The organism is Telluria sp. RT2P19 (genome assembly GCF_059685725.1).
Map to the genome: position 1 here is coordinate 73,038 of NZ_JCASIL010000020.1, position 17,399 is coordinate 90,436.

Annotated in this window: 20 protein-coding genes; 2 read left to right on the forward strand and 18 right to left on the reverse strand. The window is 63.0% G+C overall.

The annotated features are described in order from the left end of the window. Positions 1 to 67: 67 nt before the first annotated feature. From AC56KW_RS21235 to AC56KW_RS21250, 4 genes are all read right to left on the reverse strand, one after another. The gene (locus AC56KW_RS21235) at positions 68 to 3,199 is read right to left on the reverse strand and encodes an efflux RND transporter permease subunit (RefSeq protein WP_497172659.1); all 3,132 of its coding nucleotides are present in this window, start codon (positions 3,197 to 3,199) and stop codon (positions 68 to 70) included. Continuing rightward, a complete protein-coding gene (locus AC56KW_RS21240) occupies positions 3,196 to 4,395 on the reverse strand; it encodes an efflux RND transporter periplasmic adaptor subunit (protein ID WP_497172660.1) in 1,200 nt (399 codons plus the stop codon). Before AC56KW_RS21240 ends, AC56KW_RS21235 begins: the two co-directional genes overlap by 4 nt. A gap of 130 nt (positions 4,396 to 4,525) precedes the next feature. Beyond that, positions 4,526 to 5,896, reverse strand: a complete 1,371-nt coding sequence (locus tag AC56KW_RS21245) for an ATP-binding protein (RefSeq protein WP_497172661.1) — start codon at positions 5,894 to 5,896, stop codon at positions 4,526 to 4,528. Further along, complete coding sequence (locus AC56KW_RS21250) at positions 5,893 to 6,621, reverse strand: response regulator (RefSeq protein WP_497172662.1); 729 nt, start codon at positions 6,619 to 6,621, stop codon at positions 5,893 to 5,895. The genes AC56KW_RS21245 and AC56KW_RS21250 overlap by 4 nt, the downstream gene beginning before the upstream one ends. Positions 6,622 to 6,817: 196 nt before the next feature. Here AC56KW_RS21250 and AC56KW_RS21255 point away from each other — a divergent pair, with 196 nt between their 5' ends. Beyond that, on the forward strand, positions 6,818 to 7,351 hold the full coding sequence (locus tag AC56KW_RS21255; RefSeq protein ID WP_497172663.1) for a Spy/CpxP family protein refolding chaperone: 534 nt from the start codon (positions 6,818 to 6,820) through the stop codon (positions 7,349 to 7,351). Between the two features lie 72 nt (positions 7,352 to 7,423). Here the strand turns inward: AC56KW_RS21255 and dsbD are convergent, their stop codons facing one another. Further along, complete coding sequence (gene dsbD / locus AC56KW_RS21260) at positions 7,424 to 9,262, reverse strand: protein-disulfide reductase DsbD (protein ID WP_497172664.1); 1,839 nt, start codon at positions 9,260 to 9,262, stop codon at positions 7,424 to 7,426. Positions 9,263 to 9,470: 208 nt separating this feature from the next. Between dsbD and AC56KW_RS21265 the strand changes: the two genes are divergently transcribed. Then, entirely contained in the window at positions 9,471 to 10,097 is a 627-nt protein-coding gene (locus AC56KW_RS21265) for a PEP-CTERM sorting domain-containing protein (RefSeq protein WP_497172665.1), read from the forward strand. A 173-nt stretch (positions 10,098 to 10,270) separates the two neighbouring features. Here AC56KW_RS21265 and rplQ read toward each other — a convergent pair whose 3' ends face one another. The 13 genes from rplQ to rplR all read right to left on the reverse strand — a co-directional run bounded on the left by rplQ (position 10,271) and on the right by rplR (position 17,398). Next, positions 10,271 to 10,666, reverse strand: coding sequence for a 50S ribosomal protein L17 (rplQ, locus tag AC56KW_RS21270; RefSeq protein WP_005663400.1), 396 nt, complete (start codon positions 10,664 to 10,666; stop codon positions 10,271 to 10,273). A gap of 460 nt (positions 10,667 to 11,126) precedes the next feature. Then, positions 11,127 to 12,104, reverse strand: coding sequence for a DNA-directed RNA polymerase subunit alpha (locus tag AC56KW_RS21275; RefSeq protein ID WP_005663401.1), 978 nt, complete (start codon positions 12,102 to 12,104; stop codon positions 11,127 to 11,129). A gap of 30 nt (positions 12,105 to 12,134) precedes the next feature. Further along, positions 12,135 to 12,320: a hypothetical protein gene (locus AC56KW_RS21280; protein ID WP_497172666.1), complete on the reverse strand. Its 186-nt coding sequence runs from the start codon at positions 12,318 to 12,320 to the stop codon at positions 12,135 to 12,137. 80 nt (positions 12,321 to 12,400) lie between these two features. Beyond that, the gene (gene rpsD / locus AC56KW_RS21285) at positions 12,401 to 13,024 is read right to left on the reverse strand and encodes a 30S ribosomal protein S4 (RefSeq protein ID WP_497172667.1); all 624 of its coding nucleotides are present in this window, start codon (positions 13,022 to 13,024) and stop codon (positions 12,401 to 12,403) included. 276 nt (positions 13,025 to 13,300) lie between these two features. Continuing rightward, positions 13,301 to 13,705 (reverse strand): 30S ribosomal protein S11, encoded by a 405-nt coding sequence (rpsK, locus tag AC56KW_RS21290; RefSeq protein ID WP_005663404.1) that lies wholly within the window; start codon positions 13,703 to 13,705, stop codon positions 13,301 to 13,303. Between the two features lie 14 nt (positions 13,706 to 13,719). After that, positions 13,720 to 14,085: a 30S ribosomal protein S13 gene (gene rpsM / locus AC56KW_RS21295; RefSeq protein WP_005663405.1), complete on the reverse strand. Its 366-nt coding sequence runs from the start codon at positions 14,083 to 14,085 to the stop codon at positions 13,720 to 13,722. Between the two features lie 14 nt (positions 14,086 to 14,099). Continuing rightward, the gene (gene rpmJ / locus AC56KW_RS21300; protein ID WP_005663407.1) at positions 14,100 to 14,213 is read right to left on the reverse strand and encodes a 50S ribosomal protein L36; all 114 of its coding nucleotides are present in this window, start codon (positions 14,211 to 14,213) and stop codon (positions 14,100 to 14,102) included. Positions 14,214 to 14,250: 37 nt separating this feature from the next. Continuing rightward, complete coding sequence (gene infA, locus AC56KW_RS21305) at positions 14,251 to 14,469, reverse strand: translation initiation factor IF-1 (protein WP_005663428.1); 219 nt, start codon at positions 14,467 to 14,469, stop codon at positions 14,251 to 14,253. A 21-nt stretch (positions 14,470 to 14,490) separates the two neighbouring features. After that, on the reverse strand, positions 14,491 to 15,825 hold the full coding sequence (gene secY / locus AC56KW_RS21310; protein WP_005663430.1) for a preprotein translocase subunit SecY: 1,335 nt from the start codon (positions 15,823 to 15,825) through the stop codon (positions 14,491 to 14,493). A 28-nt stretch (positions 15,826 to 15,853) separates the two neighbouring features. Beyond that, positions 15,854 to 16,285 carry a 50S ribosomal protein L15 gene (gene rplO, locus AC56KW_RS21315; protein ID WP_159627936.1) on the reverse strand — a complete coding sequence of 144 codons (432 nt, stop codon included), beginning with the start codon at positions 16,283 to 16,285 and terminating at the stop codon, positions 15,854 to 15,856. Between the two features lie 28 nt (positions 16,286 to 16,313). Beyond that, on the reverse strand, positions 16,314 to 16,493 hold the full coding sequence (gene rpmD / locus AC56KW_RS21320) for a 50S ribosomal protein L30 (protein ID WP_429201601.1): 180 nt from the start codon (positions 16,491 to 16,493) through the stop codon (positions 16,314 to 16,316). An 11-nt stretch (positions 16,494 to 16,504) separates the two neighbouring features. Then, positions 16,505 to 17,023 (reverse strand): 30S ribosomal protein S5, encoded by a 519-nt coding sequence (gene rpsE, locus AC56KW_RS21325; protein WP_005663437.1) that lies wholly within the window; start codon positions 17,021 to 17,023, stop codon positions 16,505 to 16,507. A gap of 12 nt (positions 17,024 to 17,035) precedes the next feature. After that, complete coding sequence (rplR, locus tag AC56KW_RS21330; protein ID WP_123069946.1) at positions 17,036 to 17,398, reverse strand: 50S ribosomal protein L18; 363 nt, start codon at positions 17,396 to 17,398, stop codon at positions 17,036 to 17,038. Position 17,399 lies beyond the last annotated feature (1 nt).

Here is a 17,399-nt window from a genome sequence, read left to right on the forward strand (position 1 = left end):
GGCCGCCAGTATTAGAACAGTTTCGTTCCAACGCTGGCGGCCGGTGGGCTCCTGTCGTGCGTTCGGCTCAGGCCGGATGCACGGGGGCCGGGTGCGCAGGATGCGCCACGTGGTCCGCGTCTGCCTTGGCGATCTGCTCGTCGGTCATTGGGCCGGTGCCGCTGTAGCGGTCCAGGTACAGGTAGATCACCGGGGTGATGTACAGGGTGATCACTTGCGAGAAAATCAGGCCGCCGCACACCGCCAGGCCCAGCGGCTGGCGCAGCTCGGCGCCGGCGCCGATGCCCAGCGCGATCGGCAGAGCGCCCATCAGCGCGGCCAGGGTCGTCATCAGGATCGGACGGAAGCGCAGGATGCAGGCCTCGCGGATCGCCTCCTGCGGGCTCATGCCCAGGTTGCGCTGGGCGTCGAGGGCGAAGTCGATCATCATGATCGCGTTCTTCTTGACGATACCGATCAGCATCAGGATGCCGATCATGGCGATCAGGGTCAGGTCCTTGTCGAAGACCCACAGGGTGATCAGGGCGCCGACGGCCGCCGACGGCAGGCCGGCCAGGATGGTCAGCGGATGGATATAGCTTTCGTACAGGACGCCCAGCAGCACATAGATGACGCCGACCGCCGTGATGATCAGGATGAGCTGGCTCGACTGCGTGTCCTGGAACACGGCGGCGTCGCCGCCATAGGTGGCGATGACCGAGGCCGGCAGCTTCATCGCACGGCCCATCTCGTCGATGGCGGCGGTGGCATCGCCCAGCGGCACGCCCGGCGCCAGGTTGAACGACAGCGTGATCGCCTGCAATTGGCCCTGGTGATTGACCTGCAATGGGCCGACCGTGCGGCGCACGCTGGCGATGCTCGACAGCTTCACCAGCTCGCCCGATTTCGAGCGCACCGAGACCCGCGACAGCGCTTCGTCGTAGTAGCGGTCGCTCGCGGCGGCCTCCAGGATCACGTAGTAGCTGGCCGCCGTCGAATAAATGGTCGACACCTGGCGCTCGCCGAACGAGGCGTACATCACGGTGCGGATATCGTCCATTTCCACGCCCAGCAGCGCCGCCTTGTCGCGGTCGATGTCGACCGTGGCCTGCAGCGCCTTGTTCTGCGAATCGCTGTTGACGTCGCGGAAGCGCTCGTCCTTGCGCATGCCGTCCAGGAACTGCTCGGCCCAGCCGCCGATCTCGCCGCCCGACACGCTCTGCAGCGTGTACTGGTAGCGCGCCTTGCTCTGGCGGCCGCCCAGCTGCAGGTTCTGCTGCGGCGACAGGAAGACCTGCACGCCCGGCACGGCGCGGGTGGCCTTGCGCAGGTCGTCGATCACCAGGTCCATCGGCGGCCGCTCGCCACGGTCCTTCAGCACCAGGAACATCCGGCCGACGTTGCCGCCGCCGCTGAACGAGGTCGTGTCCTTCACATACGGGTTGGCGCGGATGATGTCGACCACCTTGCCCTGCAGCTCGGCCAGCGCCATCGACGAGGTGTCTTCCGAGGCTTCGACCATCACGCGGATCTGGCCGATGTCCTCTTCAGGGAAGAAGCCTTTCGGCATGGTCGAATACAGCACGCCGGTCAGTACGAAGGTGCCCGCCGCCAGCATCAGCACCACGAAACGAAAGCGCAGCGCCAGGTCCAGCGTACGGCCGTAGCCGTTGCGCAGCCGCGTGAAGCCCGCCTCGAAGCGGCGGCCGATCCATGACATGTCCTTCGGATCGACGTGGCCGCCATCCTTGAGCAGGCGCGAGCACAGCATCGGCACCAGGGTCAGCGAGATCAGTGCCGACACCAGCACCGCCAGGCCGACGATGACGGCGAATTCACGGAACAGCAGGCCGATCACGCCCGGCATGAAGAAGATCGGGATGAACACCGCCACCAGCGAGATCGAGATCGAGATGATGGTAAAGCCCACTTCGCGCGCGCCGATGAGGGCTGCCGCCATCGGTTTCTTGCCCATTTCCATGTGACGGACGATGTTTTCCAGCACCACGATCGCATCGTCGACCACCAGGCCGACCGCCAGCGTGATGCCCAGCAGGGAGATGTTGTCCAGGCTGTAGCCGAGCCAGTACAGCAGCGACAGCGCGCCCAGCAGAGAAATCGGCACCGTTACCGCCGGGATGAAGGTGGCGGCCGCGCGGTGCAGGAACAGGAAGATCACCAGGATCACCAGCAGCACGGTGCCGGCCAGGGTCAGGTTGACGTCGTGGATGGCTTCGCGGATCGACAGCGAGCGGTCGTTCACCAGTTCGATCTTGATCGAGGCCGGCAGCTGGCCTTCGAAGCGCGGGATCAGCGCCCGCACCGCATCGACCACCTGCACCGTGTTTGCATTCGGCTGGCGCTGCACCATCAGCGAGATCGAGCGCTCGCCGTTGAGGCTGCCCATGGCCTTGACCGACTGGTAGCTGTCCTGCACCTCGGCGATGTCGCGCAGGCGCACCGGCAGGCTGTCGCGGGTGGCAATGATCAGGTTGGCGAAGTCGGCCGCCTTCATCAGCTGGCCGCCGCCCTGGATGGTCAGCGCCTGGGTCGGGCCGTCGAGGATGCCCAGCGGCGTGTTCGAATTGGCGGCGCGCAGGGCGGCCGCCAGCTCGTCCATCGAGATGTTACGTGCATTCATCAAGTCGGAACGGGCGCGCACCCGTACTGCAAAACGCTTGCCGCCGTTGATCGACACCTGCGACACGCCTTGCACGGTCGAAATCGCCGGCGAGATCAAATTTTCTGCGTAGTCGTTCAGTTCCGACAAGTCCATCGACGGCGACGTCAGGTGCATGAACAGGATCGGGGCGTCGGCCGGATTGACCTTGCGGTAGGACGGCATCTCGGTCATCTCGAGCGGCAGCCGGCGCTGGGCCACCAGCAGGGCGGCCTGGACGTCCACCGCCGCCTTGTCGACGTCGATCTCGTTGTCGAACTCGAGCACGATATTGGTGTCGCCCTGGGTGCTGGTCGAGGTGATCAGCTTGATGCCGGCGATGGTCGAGAACTGCTTCTCGAGCGGCAGCGCGACCGATGACGCCATCGTCTCGGGGCTGGCCCCGGCCAGGTTGGCGTAGACGTTGATGACCGGCGTGTTATAGCTGGGCAGCGCGGCGACCGGGATCTGCATGTACGACAGGATGCCGACCAGCACCAGGCTGAGCGACAGCAGCACCACCATCACCGGACGGCGGATACACAGTTCGGACAGATTCATGCCTGCTCGCCCTTGTTAGCGACGGCTGGCGCGGCCGGCTTGGCGCCCTGCCCCGCCACGCGTACCTTGCCGCCCGGACGCAGGTTCTGCTTGCCCTCGGTGATGACTTGCTCGTCGCCTTTCAGTCCGGTGACCGCGGCGCGGTCGCCGAAAGCGTACAGGCGCTGCACCGGCACCTGGCGCGCCGCGTTCCCTTCGCCCAGCACGTAGACGAACGTACCGTTGGTCGAGGTGATGATGGCGGTCTGCGGGATCACCACCGCGTTCTTCAGGGTCTGCACCACCACGTTGGCGGTCACGTACTGGCCCGGCCACAGCGTGGTGTCGCGGTTCGAGAACTCGCCCTTCACGCGGATCGTGCCGGCCTGCGGATCGACCGCGTTGTCGATGAAGCTCAGGCGGCCGACGACCGGCTCGGCGTCCTGATTGCTGTTGCCCCCACCGCTGCCAGGGTTGACCCGCACCTCGACATTGCCCAGCTTCTGGGCCGCGAGCAGCGCGCCGAGGGTCGATTCGGGCAGCGTAAACGAGACGTTGATCGGGTCGAGCTGGGTGACCGTGGTGAGCGAAGTGGTCATCTGCACCAGGGCGCCCGGGTGGACGTCGATGGCGCCGACCCGGCCCGACATCGGCGCCCGGATCGTGGTGTAGCTGGCGCTTACTTGCGTGGCGCGGGCCGCGGCCTGGTTCGACTGCACCAGCGCGCGCTGGGCTTCAACCTGACTGAGCAGCGAGTCGAGGGCGCTCTGGGCCAGGAAGTTCTGCGCCACCAGCTCCTGGCTGCGCTTGTACTGGCGTTCGAGGTCGGCCAGGGTGGCCGAGTCGCGCGCCACCTGCGCTTCGGCGCGGGCGACGTTGGCCATGTCGGCGCGGTCGTCGAGCGAAAACATCAGCTGGCCTTCCTTGACGAACTGGCCTTCGCGGATATGCACCTGGCGGATCGTGGTGACGGTCTGCGGATGCAGGTTGACGGTGCGCACCGGTGTCACGCTGCCGTTGGCGAACAGCTCGACGCCGACATCGCGCCGCTCCGGCGCGATCACGTTGACGGTGACCGGCGGCGGGCCGCCCGCGCCTCCCGGCCCCTTGCCACCCGGGCCTTCGGCCTTGGCGTCGTTGCCCTGGTTCAGATACCAGCCGCCAGCCACGACCAGCGCCGCGATTCCGGCGATGACGCCGACATTCTTCTTGTTCATTCTCGTCCCTTGCCGCCCGTTGTCGGCGACTCCATCATTGATCGTGGAGGCATTCGCGCTCGCCCTGGGTAAGGGCGCCGCATTGTCCCACATTGTTATTACTGGAATATGTACTGAATTGTTGAAGCGACTACTTGCTCGACAGCTTGTTCGGGTAATACGCCGGCAGCATCAAGGTCACTTCGAGGCCGCCTTCCGAGTGGTTGGCCAGGCTGATGCTGCCGCCGTGCTGCTCGGTGATGTTGCGGGCGATCGTCAGCCCCAGGCCGGTGCCGCCCGACTCGCGCGAGCGCGAAGTCTCGATCCGGTAGAAGGGATCGAACACCCGTCCCAGTTCACTGCGCGGGATCCCCGGTCCGCTGTCGCGGATGCGGATGCGCGCCGTGCCGTTGATGCGGTCGACGCAGACGCGCGCATCGTGGCCGTACTTGACCGCATTATCGATCAGGTTGCCCAGGCAGCGGCGCAGGTCCATCGGCCGGCCCAGCACCGCCATCGTCGCCTTGCCCTCGAGCGTGACTTGCTGGCCGGCGTCGCTGGCGTCGTCGCATACCGAGCCGAGCAGCGAATCGAGGTCGAGCATCTGCATCGTCTCGGTGGTGTCCATGCTGCGCGCAAGCACCAGGCCTTCGCGCACCATTTCCTGCATCGCCGACAGGTCGCCGATCAGGCGTTCCTGCAGCTCGCCATCCGACACTTTCTCGAGCCGCAGGCGCATGCGCGTGAGCGGCGTCTGCAGGTCGTGGGTGATCGCGGCCAGCATCTGGGTGCGCTGGAAGATGTACTGGCGGATGCGCGCCTGCATCGCATTGAAGGCGGCGCTGGCCTGGCGGATCTCGCTGGCGCCGGTCAGGTCGAGCGGCGGGCGGTTGATGTCCTGGCCCAGGTCTTGCGCGGCCTGCGCCAGCTGCTTGAACGGGCGCGTGGTCATGCGCGCCACCAGGTAGGCCAGGACGGCGATGCTGATCATGAACAGGGCCACCAGCATGCGCAGGTCGGTGTCGCCCGGCACGAACGGGCGCGGCGGCAGCACCGACAGGCGCAGTTCGGCGCCGTCGCGCAGGTGAACGTTGAGCGACTCGCAGGAGCCGCGGTACTGCATGCTGAGCAGGCCGTACATGATCGGCTGGCGCTGTGCGCTGTCGCAGGCGGCAGGCCGCGTGACGACCGATTCGACCTTGTAGCCCTTGCCCAGGCGCCCGGCCAGGGACTGGGCGAACGGCGTGGCAGGGCCCGACGCCGGCAGCGTATCGCTGACTTCGAGCTCCAGGCCCGGGCGGTTGGCCACCTCGAGGTAGATCGAGCGCGCCGAGGCCGGCACGATCTCGGTGGCCATGATCAGCTGTTCGGCGCGCTCCAGCAGGTGCTGGTCGCGCTGGCGTTCCCAGTCGCGCTGGCGCTGGTAGTCGGCCGCCAGCTGGGTCAGCGCGGCCGAGATCCACACGCCCAGCAGCAGCGTGAGGAAGACCCGGCCAGTCATCGACCCGAAGAAATCCTTCACGCCGCCGGCTCCACCGTCACCTGGCCGGCCAGCACATAGCCGCCGTTGCGAACCGTCTTGATGATCTGCGGCATGCGCGCATCCTCGCCCAGCTTCTGGCGCAGGCGGCTGATCTGGATGTCGATCGAGCGGTCGAACGGGTCGGCGTCGCGGCCCTGCGTGAGGTTGAGCAGCTGGTCGCGGTTGAGCACGCGGTTGGGGTGCTCGAGGAACACGCGCAGCAGGCGGAACTCGGCGCCCGAGAGCATGATCACGATGCCATCCGGGTTCAGCAGGTGGCGCGCGGTAAGGTCGAGGGTCCAGCCCGAGAAGCGCATCTGCTGCACGTTCTCGGACTGCGTATTGGACGGCATGGCGTGCGAGCGGCGCAGCACGCTGCGGATGCGCGCCAGCAGCTCGCGCGGCTCGAAAGGCTTGGGCAGGTAGTCGTCGGCGCCCATCTCGAGGCCGAGGATGCGGTCGAGCGGTTCATTGCGGGCGGTCAGCATGATGACCGGCAGGGTCGAGGTGGCGCGCAGCTTGCGGCACAGCGTCAGCCCGTCGTCGCCGGGCATGTTCAGGTCGAGCACGATGAGATCGGGACGCGTTTCGTCGAGCGCCTTCCACATCGCGGTGCCGTCGGCGGCGGCCAGCGTCCGGTAGCCGTTCGACTCGAGGTAGTCGGCGAGCAGGCTCCGAATGTCGCGGTCGTCGTCGACGATCAGAATGGTTGAAGGATTGTCCATGACCGCAATTATCCGAGTTTATGACAAGCCCGGAAAAGCATTTTGTATCGCTGTGTATAAGCTAATCGGCCCGAAACATATTGATACAATGTACGCGACAGGGGAAACTCCATGGTTACAGTTTTTGCCGATGATGGGAACCGTGCAGCGAGCGTTTCGGATGCACGTCAACCAGACTCTCACAAAAGGAAGAACCATGAATACCCTCCGCAAGAACCTCGTGATCGCCCTCACTGCTGCCGGCCTGTTCGGCGCCACCATCGGCGCCCAGGCCCAGACCGCCGCCCCGGCGGACAGCCGCCCAGCCTTGACTGCCGAACAACGCCTGGCCAAGAAAGCCGAGTGGCAGGCGAAGGCCGGCGAGCGCCGCGCCAAGATGGAACAGCACCGCGCCGAACGCCAGGCCAAGCTGCGCGAGGCGCTCAAGCTCGATGCGAAACAGCAGCCAGCCTGGGATGCCTTCGTGGCAAGCCAGGCGCCGCAGAAGAAGGGTGAACGCGCCGCACGTCCCGACCGCGCCGCCTGGGCCAGCCTGACCGCCCCACAACGCATGGAAAAGCGGATCGCGATGCACAAGCAGCGTACCGCGCGCATGGAAGCGCGACTGGGCGCCCTGAACAGCTTCTACGCCCAGCTGACGCCCGAGCAGCGCAAGACCTTCGATGCGCAGGCACAGCACCGCAAGGGCCCGCGCCATCACGGCCATCACGGCCAGCGCGCGAATGCCTGAGCGTGTGATCGCCCGATCGCATTGACGTAGCGTGGGCGGCCTTGCCGCCCACGCGTCCGTTGGGCACGGACGTTACCGCTCCAGCCTCTTCAGCGAATTCAAGAACTTCTCGGCATTCTGGAAGCCGATCACCCGGCTATCCGCAATCTCTTGCCCCTGTCCGTCGAACAGGATGATCCCGGGCGGCCCGAACAGGCCGAAGCGCCTGAGCATGGCCTTGTCATCGGCATCGTTGGCCGTCACGTCGACCTGCAGCAGCACCGTATCGGCCAGCGCCCGCCGCACGCCCGGATCGATGAAAGTGAACTTCTCCATCTCGATGCACGACACGCACCAGTCGGCATAAAAATCGAGCATGACGGTCTTGCCGGCATTGGCCGCCAGCGCCGCGTCGAGCTGGTCGACCGTCTTGACGCGGGTGAACACCAGCCCATGATCCCGGGGCGCGCCACCCAGGTGCGCCAGCGGCGCCCAGGCGTCGCGCCCGCCGCTGGCAAGCCCCACCAGCTGCGTCGCGCCCAGTACGGCGAAGGCCGCGCAAGCGGCCATCGCGGCCCAGTGGCGGGTATGGCGCAACAGGTAGAAACCATAGCCGAGCAACAGCGCCGCCCACAGCAGCATCTGGGCGACTGGAGGCAGCACCGGCGACACCAGCCAGATCGCCATCGCCAGCATCAGCACGCCGAACAGGCGCTTGACCGACTCCATCCAGGGGCCCACGCGCGGCAGCAGCGAACCGGCCGACAGGCCCACCAGCAGCAGCGGGATGCTCATCCCGACCGCCATCGAAAACAGCGCCGCGCCGCCAATGAAGACGTCGCGCGTCTGGCTGATGTAGACCAGCGCCCCGGCCAGCGGCGCGGCTACGCACGGCCCCACGATCAGGGCTGAAATCGCCCCCATGACGAATACCCCGAGCAGCTTGCCGCCCGGCTGGCGGTTGCTCGCCTGCGCCAGACGGGTCTGCAAGGTGTTAGGAAGTTGTAACTCATAGAAACCGAACATCGACAGCGCCATGGCCACGATCAGCACCGCGAAGGCGCCCAGCACCCAGGGATTCTGCAGCGCCGCGGCCAGGCCTTCCCCGGCCAGGCCGGCGGCGATGCCCAGCAGCGTGTAGACGATCGCCATGCCCAGCGCATAGGCCAGTGACAGCACGAAGCCCCGCGAGCGGCTCACGCCCTTGCCTTCGCCGACGATGATCGAGGACAGGATCGGCACCATCGGCAGCACGCAGGGCGTGAACGCCAGGCCCAGGCCGAGCAGGATGAAGGCGGGTACGATGGCCAGCAGGCTGCCGGCGCCGAGCAGGCCGGCCAGGTCCGACATCTCGGAAGCGGCCGGCGCCGCAGCGGGTGCGGCCGGCGCGCGACCGGCCTGCGGCGGCGCCGACGGCGACGCGCCCGCCTGCCGGGCCTTGGCGCCGAAGGGCAAGCTTGTGGCAGCCTTCGCACCGCCGGCGCCGAGATTGACCGTGTGATCTTGCGGCGGATAGCACAGACCCGCGTCGGCGCAGCCCTGGCTGGTGGCCGTCAGCGTGAACGGACCAGCGCCTTCGACCGGGATGCGGATGACCAGCGTGCCCGTATGGGTTTCGACATCCTTTTCGAAAGTCGGGTCGTATTTCACCTTGCCCGGCGGGATCTGCGGCGCGCCGAGCTGGACACCTTCGCCGTTCGCCCTGAAGGCGAAACGCTCGCGGTACATATAGTACGCCGGTGCGATCGCGTAGGTGATCTCCGCCGTCTGCGGGTCGGCCATGCGCGCCTCGAAACGGAAAGCGACGGCCGGGTCGAGGAATTCCTCGGCGGCGCCGGCCGGCGTGGCGGCAAACAGCAAGCCCAGGGAAAACAGTGCCGCGAACAGCGACAGGAACGGCTGCGTCAGGCGACGAACGGTAGATCGGTGCATGGTATGGAGGGAAAGTTGCTGCACCGAATATGGTACACCTGCTTGGTGTTGCTCGTCCGCTGACAAGTACATTGCGTGTCGAAAAACTTTACAGTCGCATGCCGGCATTTGCCCAAGAGCAAGCTAACACGTTGATTTATAGGATTATTTATTTCCTGGCACAAACATTGCTTTATATATGGCATCCAACTTACACACTAAGAATGTCATGAAAAAAATCTACATCGCTACCTTCCTCGCCACCGCGTTCGCTGCTTCCTTCGCATCGGCCACGCCGGTCGCCTCGAATACCTTGACTGCGAACCTGCGCGTCGACAATCTTTACACCGTCTATCTGTCGACCGACGACAGCAAGGCGGGGACGGCTTTTGGCACGCTCAATAACTACAATGCCACCGAGGACTGGTCGACCGGCCTGGTCGAAGGCAAGGACTATTACCTGCACGTCTTTGCGCAGGATACCAACGGCATCGCCGGCATGCTGGGCCAGTTCTCGCTGACCGGCACCAACTTCCAGTTCGTGAACGGCACCCAGAACCTGCTCACCAATACCACAGACTGGAAAGCCAGCAAGACCGGTTTCGGCAAGGATTACATCACCCCATCCGCCGCCAGCGCGACGGACATCAAGAACTCTTGGGGCGAGACCAGCGGCATCTCGAAAGATGCGCAGTGGATCTGGGCTGGCCATAACTGGGACGTCAACCAGGCTTACTTCAGCACCAAGATCAGCGCCGTCAAGGCGCCGGCCGACGTTCCGGAACCAGGCTCGCTGGCACTGCTCGGCCTGGGCCTGGCAGGCCTCGCCGCTGCAGCACGCCGCCGCCGCGGCTGATCGATACTCAGCCCCAGGCAGCACGGCCCAACGGCCCGATCGCGACAGCGGCCGGGCCGTTTTTCTTTGCCCGGCCCGATTGCCATCACAAGGAAAAGGGCAAAAAAAATGCCGCTCAGTCAGACTGAACGGCATGCGGGCCGGAGCCCGTTTTTCCAGCAGGTGATACTGGATTACTCGGCGGTCGGTGCTTCTTCAGCCGAGGTGACTTCTGGACGGTCCAGCAGTTCGACGTAAGCCATCGGTGCATTGTCGCCAACGCGGAAGCCCATCTTCAGGATACGCAGGTAGCCGCCGTTGCGGTTTGCGTAGCGTGGACCCAGTTCAGCGAACAGCTTCTGGACCATTTCGCGGTCGCGCAGGCGAGCGAAGGCCAGGCGCTTGTTGGCCAGGGTGTCGGTCTTGCCCAGGGTCAGGATCGGTTCGATGACGCGACGCAGTTCCTTGGCTTTCGGGACGGTGGTCTTGATGGCTTCGTGACGCAGCAGCGAAACAGTCATGTTGCGCAGCATTGCCAGACGGTGGGACGAAGTACGGTTCAGTTTACGAAGGCCGTGACGGTGACGCATGGTATTTCCTTTCGGGTGTTTTCAAATCCAGTTCTTCGATCGTTCATGCTTGCACATGACCGCGGACCGGTTCGGTTTGGTTTTAACTACGGTTTACCATCCAAAAAGGATCCGGCTCTGCCGGTCCTTTTTGGCTGTTACCACCCGAAAGTAGAGTTCCACTTTCGGGTGAATTTCTTACTACGGTTTACCATCCAAAAAGGATCCGGCTCTGCCGGTCCTTTTTGGCTGTTACCACCCGAAAGTAGGGTTCCACTTTCGGGTGAATACTCTTACTACGGTTACCATCCAAAAAGGATCCGGCTCTGCCGGTCCTTTTTGGCTGTTACCACCCGAAAGTAGGGTTCCACTTTCGGGTGAATACTCTTACTACGGTTTACCATCCAAAAAGGATCCGGCTCTGTCGGTCCTTTTTGGCTGTTACCACCCGAAAGTAGGTGTGTACTTTCGGATGAGTATCTTATTTCTCAAGGCCGGCTGGCGGCCAGTTTTCCAGCTTCATGCCCAGGGTCAGGCCGCGCGAAGCCAAGACTTCCTTGATTTCGTTGAGCGACTTGCGACCCAGGTTCGGCGTCTTGAGCAGTTCGTTTTCCGAACGCTGGATCAGGTCGCCGATGTAGTAGATGTTTTCTGCTTTCAGGCAGTTGGCCGAGCGGACGGTCAGCTCCAGGTCGTCGACTGGACGCAGCAGGATCGGATCGACCAGCGGTGCGCGCGATGGCGCTTCGGCGGCGGCTTCGGTGCCTTCCAGAGCGGCGAACACGTTCAACTGGTCGACCAGGACGCGGGCCGACTGGCGGATCGCTTCTTCTGGCGTGATGACGCCGTTGGTTTCGATGTTGATGATCAGCTTGTCCAGGTCGGTACGCTGTTCGACACGGGCCGATTCCACGGCATACGACACGCGGCGCACTGGCGAGAACGAAGCGTCCAGGATGATGCGGCCGATGGTCTTGTTGGTGTCTTCCGACAGGCGACGGACGTTGCCCGGCACATAGCCGCGGCCTTTTTCGACCTTGATCTGCATGTCCAGCTTGCCGCCTGCGGTCAGGTGCGCGATGACATGGTCAGGGTTGATCAGTTCGACGTCGTGCGGCAGGTCGATGTCCGAAGCCAGGACGGCTCCTTCGCCTTCCTTCTTCAGGGTCAGCGTGACGGAATCGCGGTTGTGGACCTTGAAGACCACGCCCTTCAGGTTCAGCAGCAGGTCGACGACGTCTTCCTGCACGCCATCCAGCGACGAGTATTCATGCACGACACCAGCGATCGTCACTTCGGTCGGCGCATAGCCCACCATCGACGACAGCAGCACGCGGCGCAGTGCGTTGCCGAGCGTGTGACCATAGCCACGCTCGAACGGCTCCATCACGACTTTCGCGTGGCCGGCGCCCAGTGCTTCGACGTCGATGATACGTGGCTTCAACAAACTATTTTGCATGAATGAGTCCTTTTCAATACCCTCGGCTCGTTACACCGATAAGGCTGATGGCTTTAAAGAGAACGCCTGCACGAAGGCAGGCGGTAAAACGGATTCTGGTTCGATGTGATGATGGAAACCGGCGATGAATTGCTGTCTTGGTTTGCTGCGGGTGCCGACCTTGGGTCGCTGCGTCCGCACCACCACCACGTCGTTCCCGCGAAGGCGGAAATCCAAGTTTTTCGATGTAGCCGGCAAACCTGGATCCCCGCCTTCGCGGGGATGACAAATCGAGCGGCGCGCCGCTCGATTGTCAATTAACGCGAGTACAGTTCGACGATCAGCGCTTCGTTGACGTCAGCAGCGATTTCGTTACGCTCCGGGAACGAACGGAAGGTGCCTTCCAGCTTCTTCGCGTCGACCGAGACCCAGCTCGGGAAGCCGACTTGTTCAGCCAGCGACAGCGCTTCAGCGATACGCACTTGCTTCTTGGCCTTTTCGCGCACAGCGACGACGTCGCCGGTCTTGATCTGGTACGAAGCGATGTTCACGACGTTGCCGTTCACGGTGAAGGCCTTGTGGCTCACCAGCTGGCGTGCTTCGGCGCGGGTCGAGCCGAAGCCCATGCGGTAAGCGACGTTGTCCAGGCGCGATTCCAGCAGCTTCAGCAGGGTTTCGCCGGTGTTGCCCTTGCGGCGCGACGCTTCAGCGAAGTAGCGGCGGAACTGACGCTCGAGCACGCCGTAGATACGCTTGACCTTCTGCTTTTCGCGCAGCTGGTTGCCGTAGTCCGAGGTGCGGGCACCCGACTTGACACCGTGCTGGCCTGGCTTGACGTCCAGTTTGCACTTCGAATCGAGCGAACGACGTGCGCTCTTCAGGAACAGGTCGGTGCCTTCACGGCGCGACAGTTTTGCTTTTGGTCCGATATAACGTGCCACGTTAGATTTCCTTTAATATTTGATCACGCCCCAGCAGTGCACATGCACCCAGGCGCTAGTCCAGCTCTGCAGTCGATGGCGACTCAGGCCGGACGTGGCTTACAACATCGCCTGCGATCAAGGATGGCAGGCGACAAGAGCCGGGCAGTATAACCCATTTCTGGGCAACTGCACCGGCGATCTCGTAAAACACAACGGGGCTTGCGCCCCGTGCGTCGTGTTCAAGACACGGATCGGGCGGCGAAGCGCCAGAAGGCGCTCCGACAGTCCGACGTCTTAGATGCGACGACGCTTCGGCGGACGGCAGCCGTTGTGTGGAACTGGGGTCACGTCCTGGATCTCGGTGATCTTGATGCCGAGATTGTTCAGAGCGCGCACAGCCGATTCACGGCCTGGGCCTGGGCCCTTGATACGCACTTCCAGGTTCTTGACGCCCGATTCCTGAGCGACCTTGCCTGCAGCTTCGGCAGCGACCTGAGCCGCGAACGGGGTCGATTTGCGCGAACCCTTGAAGCCGGCGCCGCCGGAGGTTGCCCACGACAGAGCATTGCCCTGGCGGTCGGTGATGGTGATGATCGTGTTGTTGAACGAAGCGTGCACGTGGGCGATGCCCTCTGCAACGTTCTTCTTCACTTTCTTGCGCACGCGTGCTGCTGCTGCGCTGCTTTGTTGCTTGGCCATGGTCGGTTCCTAGATTATTTCTTGAGCGATTGAGCTGCCTTGCGCGGACCTTTACGGGTACGAGCATTGGTGCGGGTACGCTGACCGCGGACCGGCAGGCCCTTGCGGTGACGCATGCCGCGGTAGCAACCCAGGTCCATCAGACGCTTGATGTTCATGGACAGCTCGCGGCGCAGGTCACCTTCCACGACAAACTTGCCGACTTCGTCGCGCAGTTTCTCGAGTTCGTTATCGTCCAGGTCCTTGACCTTTTTATTGGTCGCGATACCGGTTGCGTCGCAAATCTTCTGCGAACGCGGACGGCCAATACCGTAGATAGCCGTCAGGCCGATAACGGTGTGCTGATGATTTGGGATGTTTACCCCTGCAATACGTGCCATTCGTTATTCCTCGATTAACCTTGACGCTGCTTGTGACGCGGCTCGACGCAGATCACACGGACCACGCCTTTGCGCTTGATGATCTTGCAGTTGCGGCAGATCCGCTTGACTGAAGCGTTAACTTTCATTTTGCACTCTCTTCGGTTCGTTTACTTGATGATGTTTTTACTTGGTGCGGAACACGATGCGGGCCCGGGACAGGTCATACGGAGTCAACTCCACCGTCACCTTGTCACCCGGGAGGATGCGGATATAGTTCATCCGCATTTTACCCGAGATATGCCCCAGGACCACATGGCCGTTTTCCAGCTTTACGCGGAACGTCGCGTTTGGGAGATTCTCGAGGATCTCCCCCTGCATTTGGATGACGTCGTCTTTTGCCATTCGCTCTATGCACTCCGTCGCTTATCGCGTCGGAACTCCACCCTTGAAGTTAGCCTTACGCAGCAGGGAATCATATTGCTGCGACATGACATAGTTCTGCACTTGTGCCATGAAGTCCATCGTCACCACCACGATGATCAGGAGCGACGTGCCACCGAAGTAGAAGGGAACCTTCCACTGGGCGGTCATGAACTCCGGCACCAGGCACACCAGGGTGATATAGACTGCACCGGCAAGGGTCAGGCGCATCAGGATCTTGTCGATATAACGTGCGGTCTGCTCGCCCGGACGGATGCCCGGAACAAACGCGCCGCTTTTCTTCAAGTTGTCCGCCGTTTCCTTGCTGTTGAAGACCAGCGCGGTATAGAAGAAGCAGAAGAACACGATCGCCACCGCATACAGCAACGCGTGGATTGGCTCGCCTGGCGCCATCGACGCCGCCAGATCCTTCAGGAACCCGATCACGGGGCCGCTGGAGTCCTTGCCGCGCGTGAACCAGTCGACGATCGTCGCCGGGAACAGAATGATCGACGAAGCGAAGATCGGCGGGATCACGCCTGCCATGTTCAGCTTCAAGGGCAGGTGGCTGGTTTGGCCACCGTAGATCTTGTTGCCGACCTGGCGTTTCGCGTAATTGACCAGGATCTTGCGCTGTCCGCGTTCCACGAACACCACCGCATACGTCACCGCAGCCACCAGGACCACGATCAGGATGGCCGAGAAGCTGCCGATCGAACCGTTCGAGACCAGGGTGAACAAGCCGCCCAGGGCCGAAGGCAGACCTGCTGCGATGCCGGCAAAGATGATGATCGAAATGCCGTTGCCAAGACCACGCTCGGTGATCTGCTCGCCCAGCCACATGAGGAACATGGTGCCGGTCAGGAGGGTAACGACGGTCACGAAGCGGAAGCCGAGGCCAGGATCGATGACCAGGCCAGGCTGCGCCTCGAGCGCGACTGCGATGCCGAACGCCTGGAACAACGCCAGCGCAACCGTGAAGTAACGGGTGTACTGGGTGATCTTGCGGCGGCCGGCTTCGCCCTCTTTCTTCAACGCCTCGAGTTGCGGCGAGACGATCGATGCAAGCTGCATGATGATCGAAGCCGAAATGTAAGGCATGATGCCGAGCGCGAACACGGTAAAGCGGGACAAGGCGCCACCCGAGAACATGTTGAACATGCCCAGGATGCCGCCCTCGTTCTGCTTGAACAGCGCAGCGAGCTGCACCGGGTCAATCCCGGGAACCGGGATGTGAGCACCGATGCGGTACACGACCAACGCGCCAAGCAAAAACCACAGCCGGCCCCAGGGGAATCCGGAAGCGGCGCTTTTACCAAGTTGTGAATTAGTCGCCAATTTTTGCTCCGATCAGGCAGCGGTCGCTTTACGCGACCGAGCCGCCAGCTGCTTCGATCGCTGCTTTCGCACCAGCGGTCGCTTTCAGGCCCTTGAGGTTCACCGCCTTGGTGATCTCGCCGGACAGGATGACGCGCACGTCGCGTGCCACGACCGGCAGGATGCCTGCCTGCTTGAGCACCAGGATGTCGACATCGCCGACAGCCAGGTTGTTCAGGTCGGACAGGCGGACTTCTGCCTTGAAGGTCGCGTTCAGCGATTTGAAGCCACGCTTCGGCAGACGGCGCTGCAGAGGCATCTGACCGCCTTCGAAGCCGACTTTGTGGAAGCCGCCCGAACGCGATTTCTGACCCTTGTGACCACGGCCGGCAGTCTTGCCCAGGCCGGAGCCAATGCCGCGACCAACGCGACGCTTGTAGTGCTTGGCGCCGTCAGCTGGTTGAATGGTATTGAGTTCCATTGATTTCTCCGTTCACAAGCCCGAGGGCTTACGAAACAACTTTCACGAGGTACGAGACTTTGTTGATCATGCCACGCACGGCTGGGGTGTCTTGCAGCTCGGAGACCGAGTTGACGCGACGCAGGCCCAGGCCGCGCACGGTGGCACGGTGGTCTTGACGGGTACCGATCAGGCCCTTGACGAGCTGAACTTTAACGGTGTTTGCCATGTTATTTCCCCTTAACCGACGATGTCTTCGACCGACTTGCCGCGCTTGGCAGCGATGTCAGCCGCGGTGCTCATCTTCGACAGGCCGTCGAGGGTTGCGCGCACCAGGTTGTAAGGATTCGACGAACCGGTCGACTTGGCGACCACGTCGGTCACGCCCATCACTTCGAAGATAGCGCGCATTGCGCCACCAGCGATCACGCCGGTACCAGGTTTCGCTGGCATCATCATGACGCGCGAGGCGCCGTGACGACCGGACACGGTGTGATGCAGGGTACCGTTCTTGAGTGGCACCTTGATCAGGTTGCGGCGGGCTTCTTCCATCGCTTTTTGCACGCCGACTGGAACTTCCTTCGACTTGCCCTTGCCCATGCCGATGCGGCCATCGCCGTCACCGACAACGGTCAGCGCTGCAAAACCCATGATACGACCACCCTTGACCACTTTGGTCACGCGGTTGATCGCGATCATTTTTTCGCGCATGCCATCATCCGGCTTGTCGCTTGCCATTTTCGCTTGCATTTTTGCCATGACGATTCTTCCTTAGAACTTCAGACCGGCTTCACGCGCGGCTTCCGCCAGCGCCTTCACACGGCCGTGGTAACGGAAACCCGAGCGATCGAACGCAACTTCGGTGATTCCTGCTTTCAGTGCCTTCTCTGCGACGCGCTTGCCGACCAGGGCAGCTGCAGCAGCGTTGCCGCCGGCGCCGGTCTGGCCAGCCAGTTCGGCGCGCACTTCCGCTTCCAGGGTCGAAGCCGACACCAGTACTTTTGCGTCCGGGCTGATCAGGTTTGCGTAGATGTGCAGGTTGGTGCGGTGAACCGACAGACGGTTCACGCCCAGCTGGGCAATCTTGATGCGGGTCTGACGGCCACGACGCAGACGGGATTGTTTCTTGTCCATG

Bases quoted from the DNA above. Each gene is read 5' to 3' on its own strand.
- AC56KW_RS21275 (WP_005663401.1), bottom strand. From the start codon at position 12,104: ATGCAAAATAGTTTGTTGAAGCCACGTATCATCGACGTCGAAGCACTG.
- AC56KW_RS21235 (WP_497172659.1), bottom strand. From the start codon at position 3,199: ATGAATCTGTCCGAACTGTGTATCCGCCGTCCGGTGATGGTGGTGCTG.
- infA (WP_005663428.1), bottom strand. From the start codon at position 14,469: ATGGCAAAAGACGACGTCATCCAAATGCAGGGGGAGATCCTCGAGAAT.
- rpsK (WP_005663404.1), bottom strand. From the start codon at position 13,705: ATGGCCAAGCAACAAAGCAGCGCAGCAGCAGCACGCGTGCGCAAGAAA.
- dsbD (WP_497172664.1), bottom strand. From the start codon at position 9,262: ATGCACCGATCTACCGTTCGTCGCCTGACGCAGCCGTTCCTGTCGCTG.
- rpmD (WP_429201601.1), bottom strand. From the start codon at position 16,493: ATGGCAAACACCGTTAAAGTTCAGCTCGTCAAGGGCCTGATCGGTACC.
- AC56KW_RS21250 (WP_497172662.1), bottom strand. From the start codon at position 6,621: ATGGACAATCCTTCAACCATTCTGATCGTCGACGACGACCGCGACATT.
- rpmJ (WP_005663407.1), bottom strand. From the start codon at position 14,213: ATGAAAGTTAACGCTTCAGTCAAGCGGATCTGCCGCAACTGCAAGATC.
- rpsM (WP_005663405.1), bottom strand. From the start codon at position 14,085: ATGGCACGTATTGCAGGGGTAAACATCCCAAATCATCAGCACACCGTT.
- AC56KW_RS21240 (WP_497172660.1), bottom strand. From the start codon at position 4,395: ATGAACAAGAAGAATGTCGGCGTCATCGCCGGAATCGCGGCGCTGGTC.
- rplR (WP_123069946.1), bottom strand. From the start codon at position 17,398: ATGGACAAGAAACAATCCCGTCTGCGTCGTGGCCGTCAGACCCGCATC.
- rplO (WP_159627936.1), bottom strand. From the start codon at position 16,285: ATGGAACTCAATACCATTCAACCAGCTGACGGCGCCAAGCACTACAAG.
- AC56KW_RS21265 (WP_497172665.1), top strand. From the start codon at position 9,471: ATGAAAAAAATCTACATCGCTACCTTCCTCGCCACCGCGTTCGCTGCT.
- AC56KW_RS21255 (WP_497172663.1), top strand. From the start codon at position 6,818: ATGAATACCCTCCGCAAGAACCTCGTGATCGCCCTCACTGCTGCCGGC.
- rplQ (WP_005663400.1), bottom strand. From the start codon at position 10,666: ATGCGTCACCGTCACGGCCTTCGTAAACTGAACCGTACTTCGTCCCAC.
- rpsE (WP_005663437.1), bottom strand. From the start codon at position 17,023: ATGGCAAAAATGCAAGCGAAAATGGCAAGCGACAAGCCGGATGATGGC.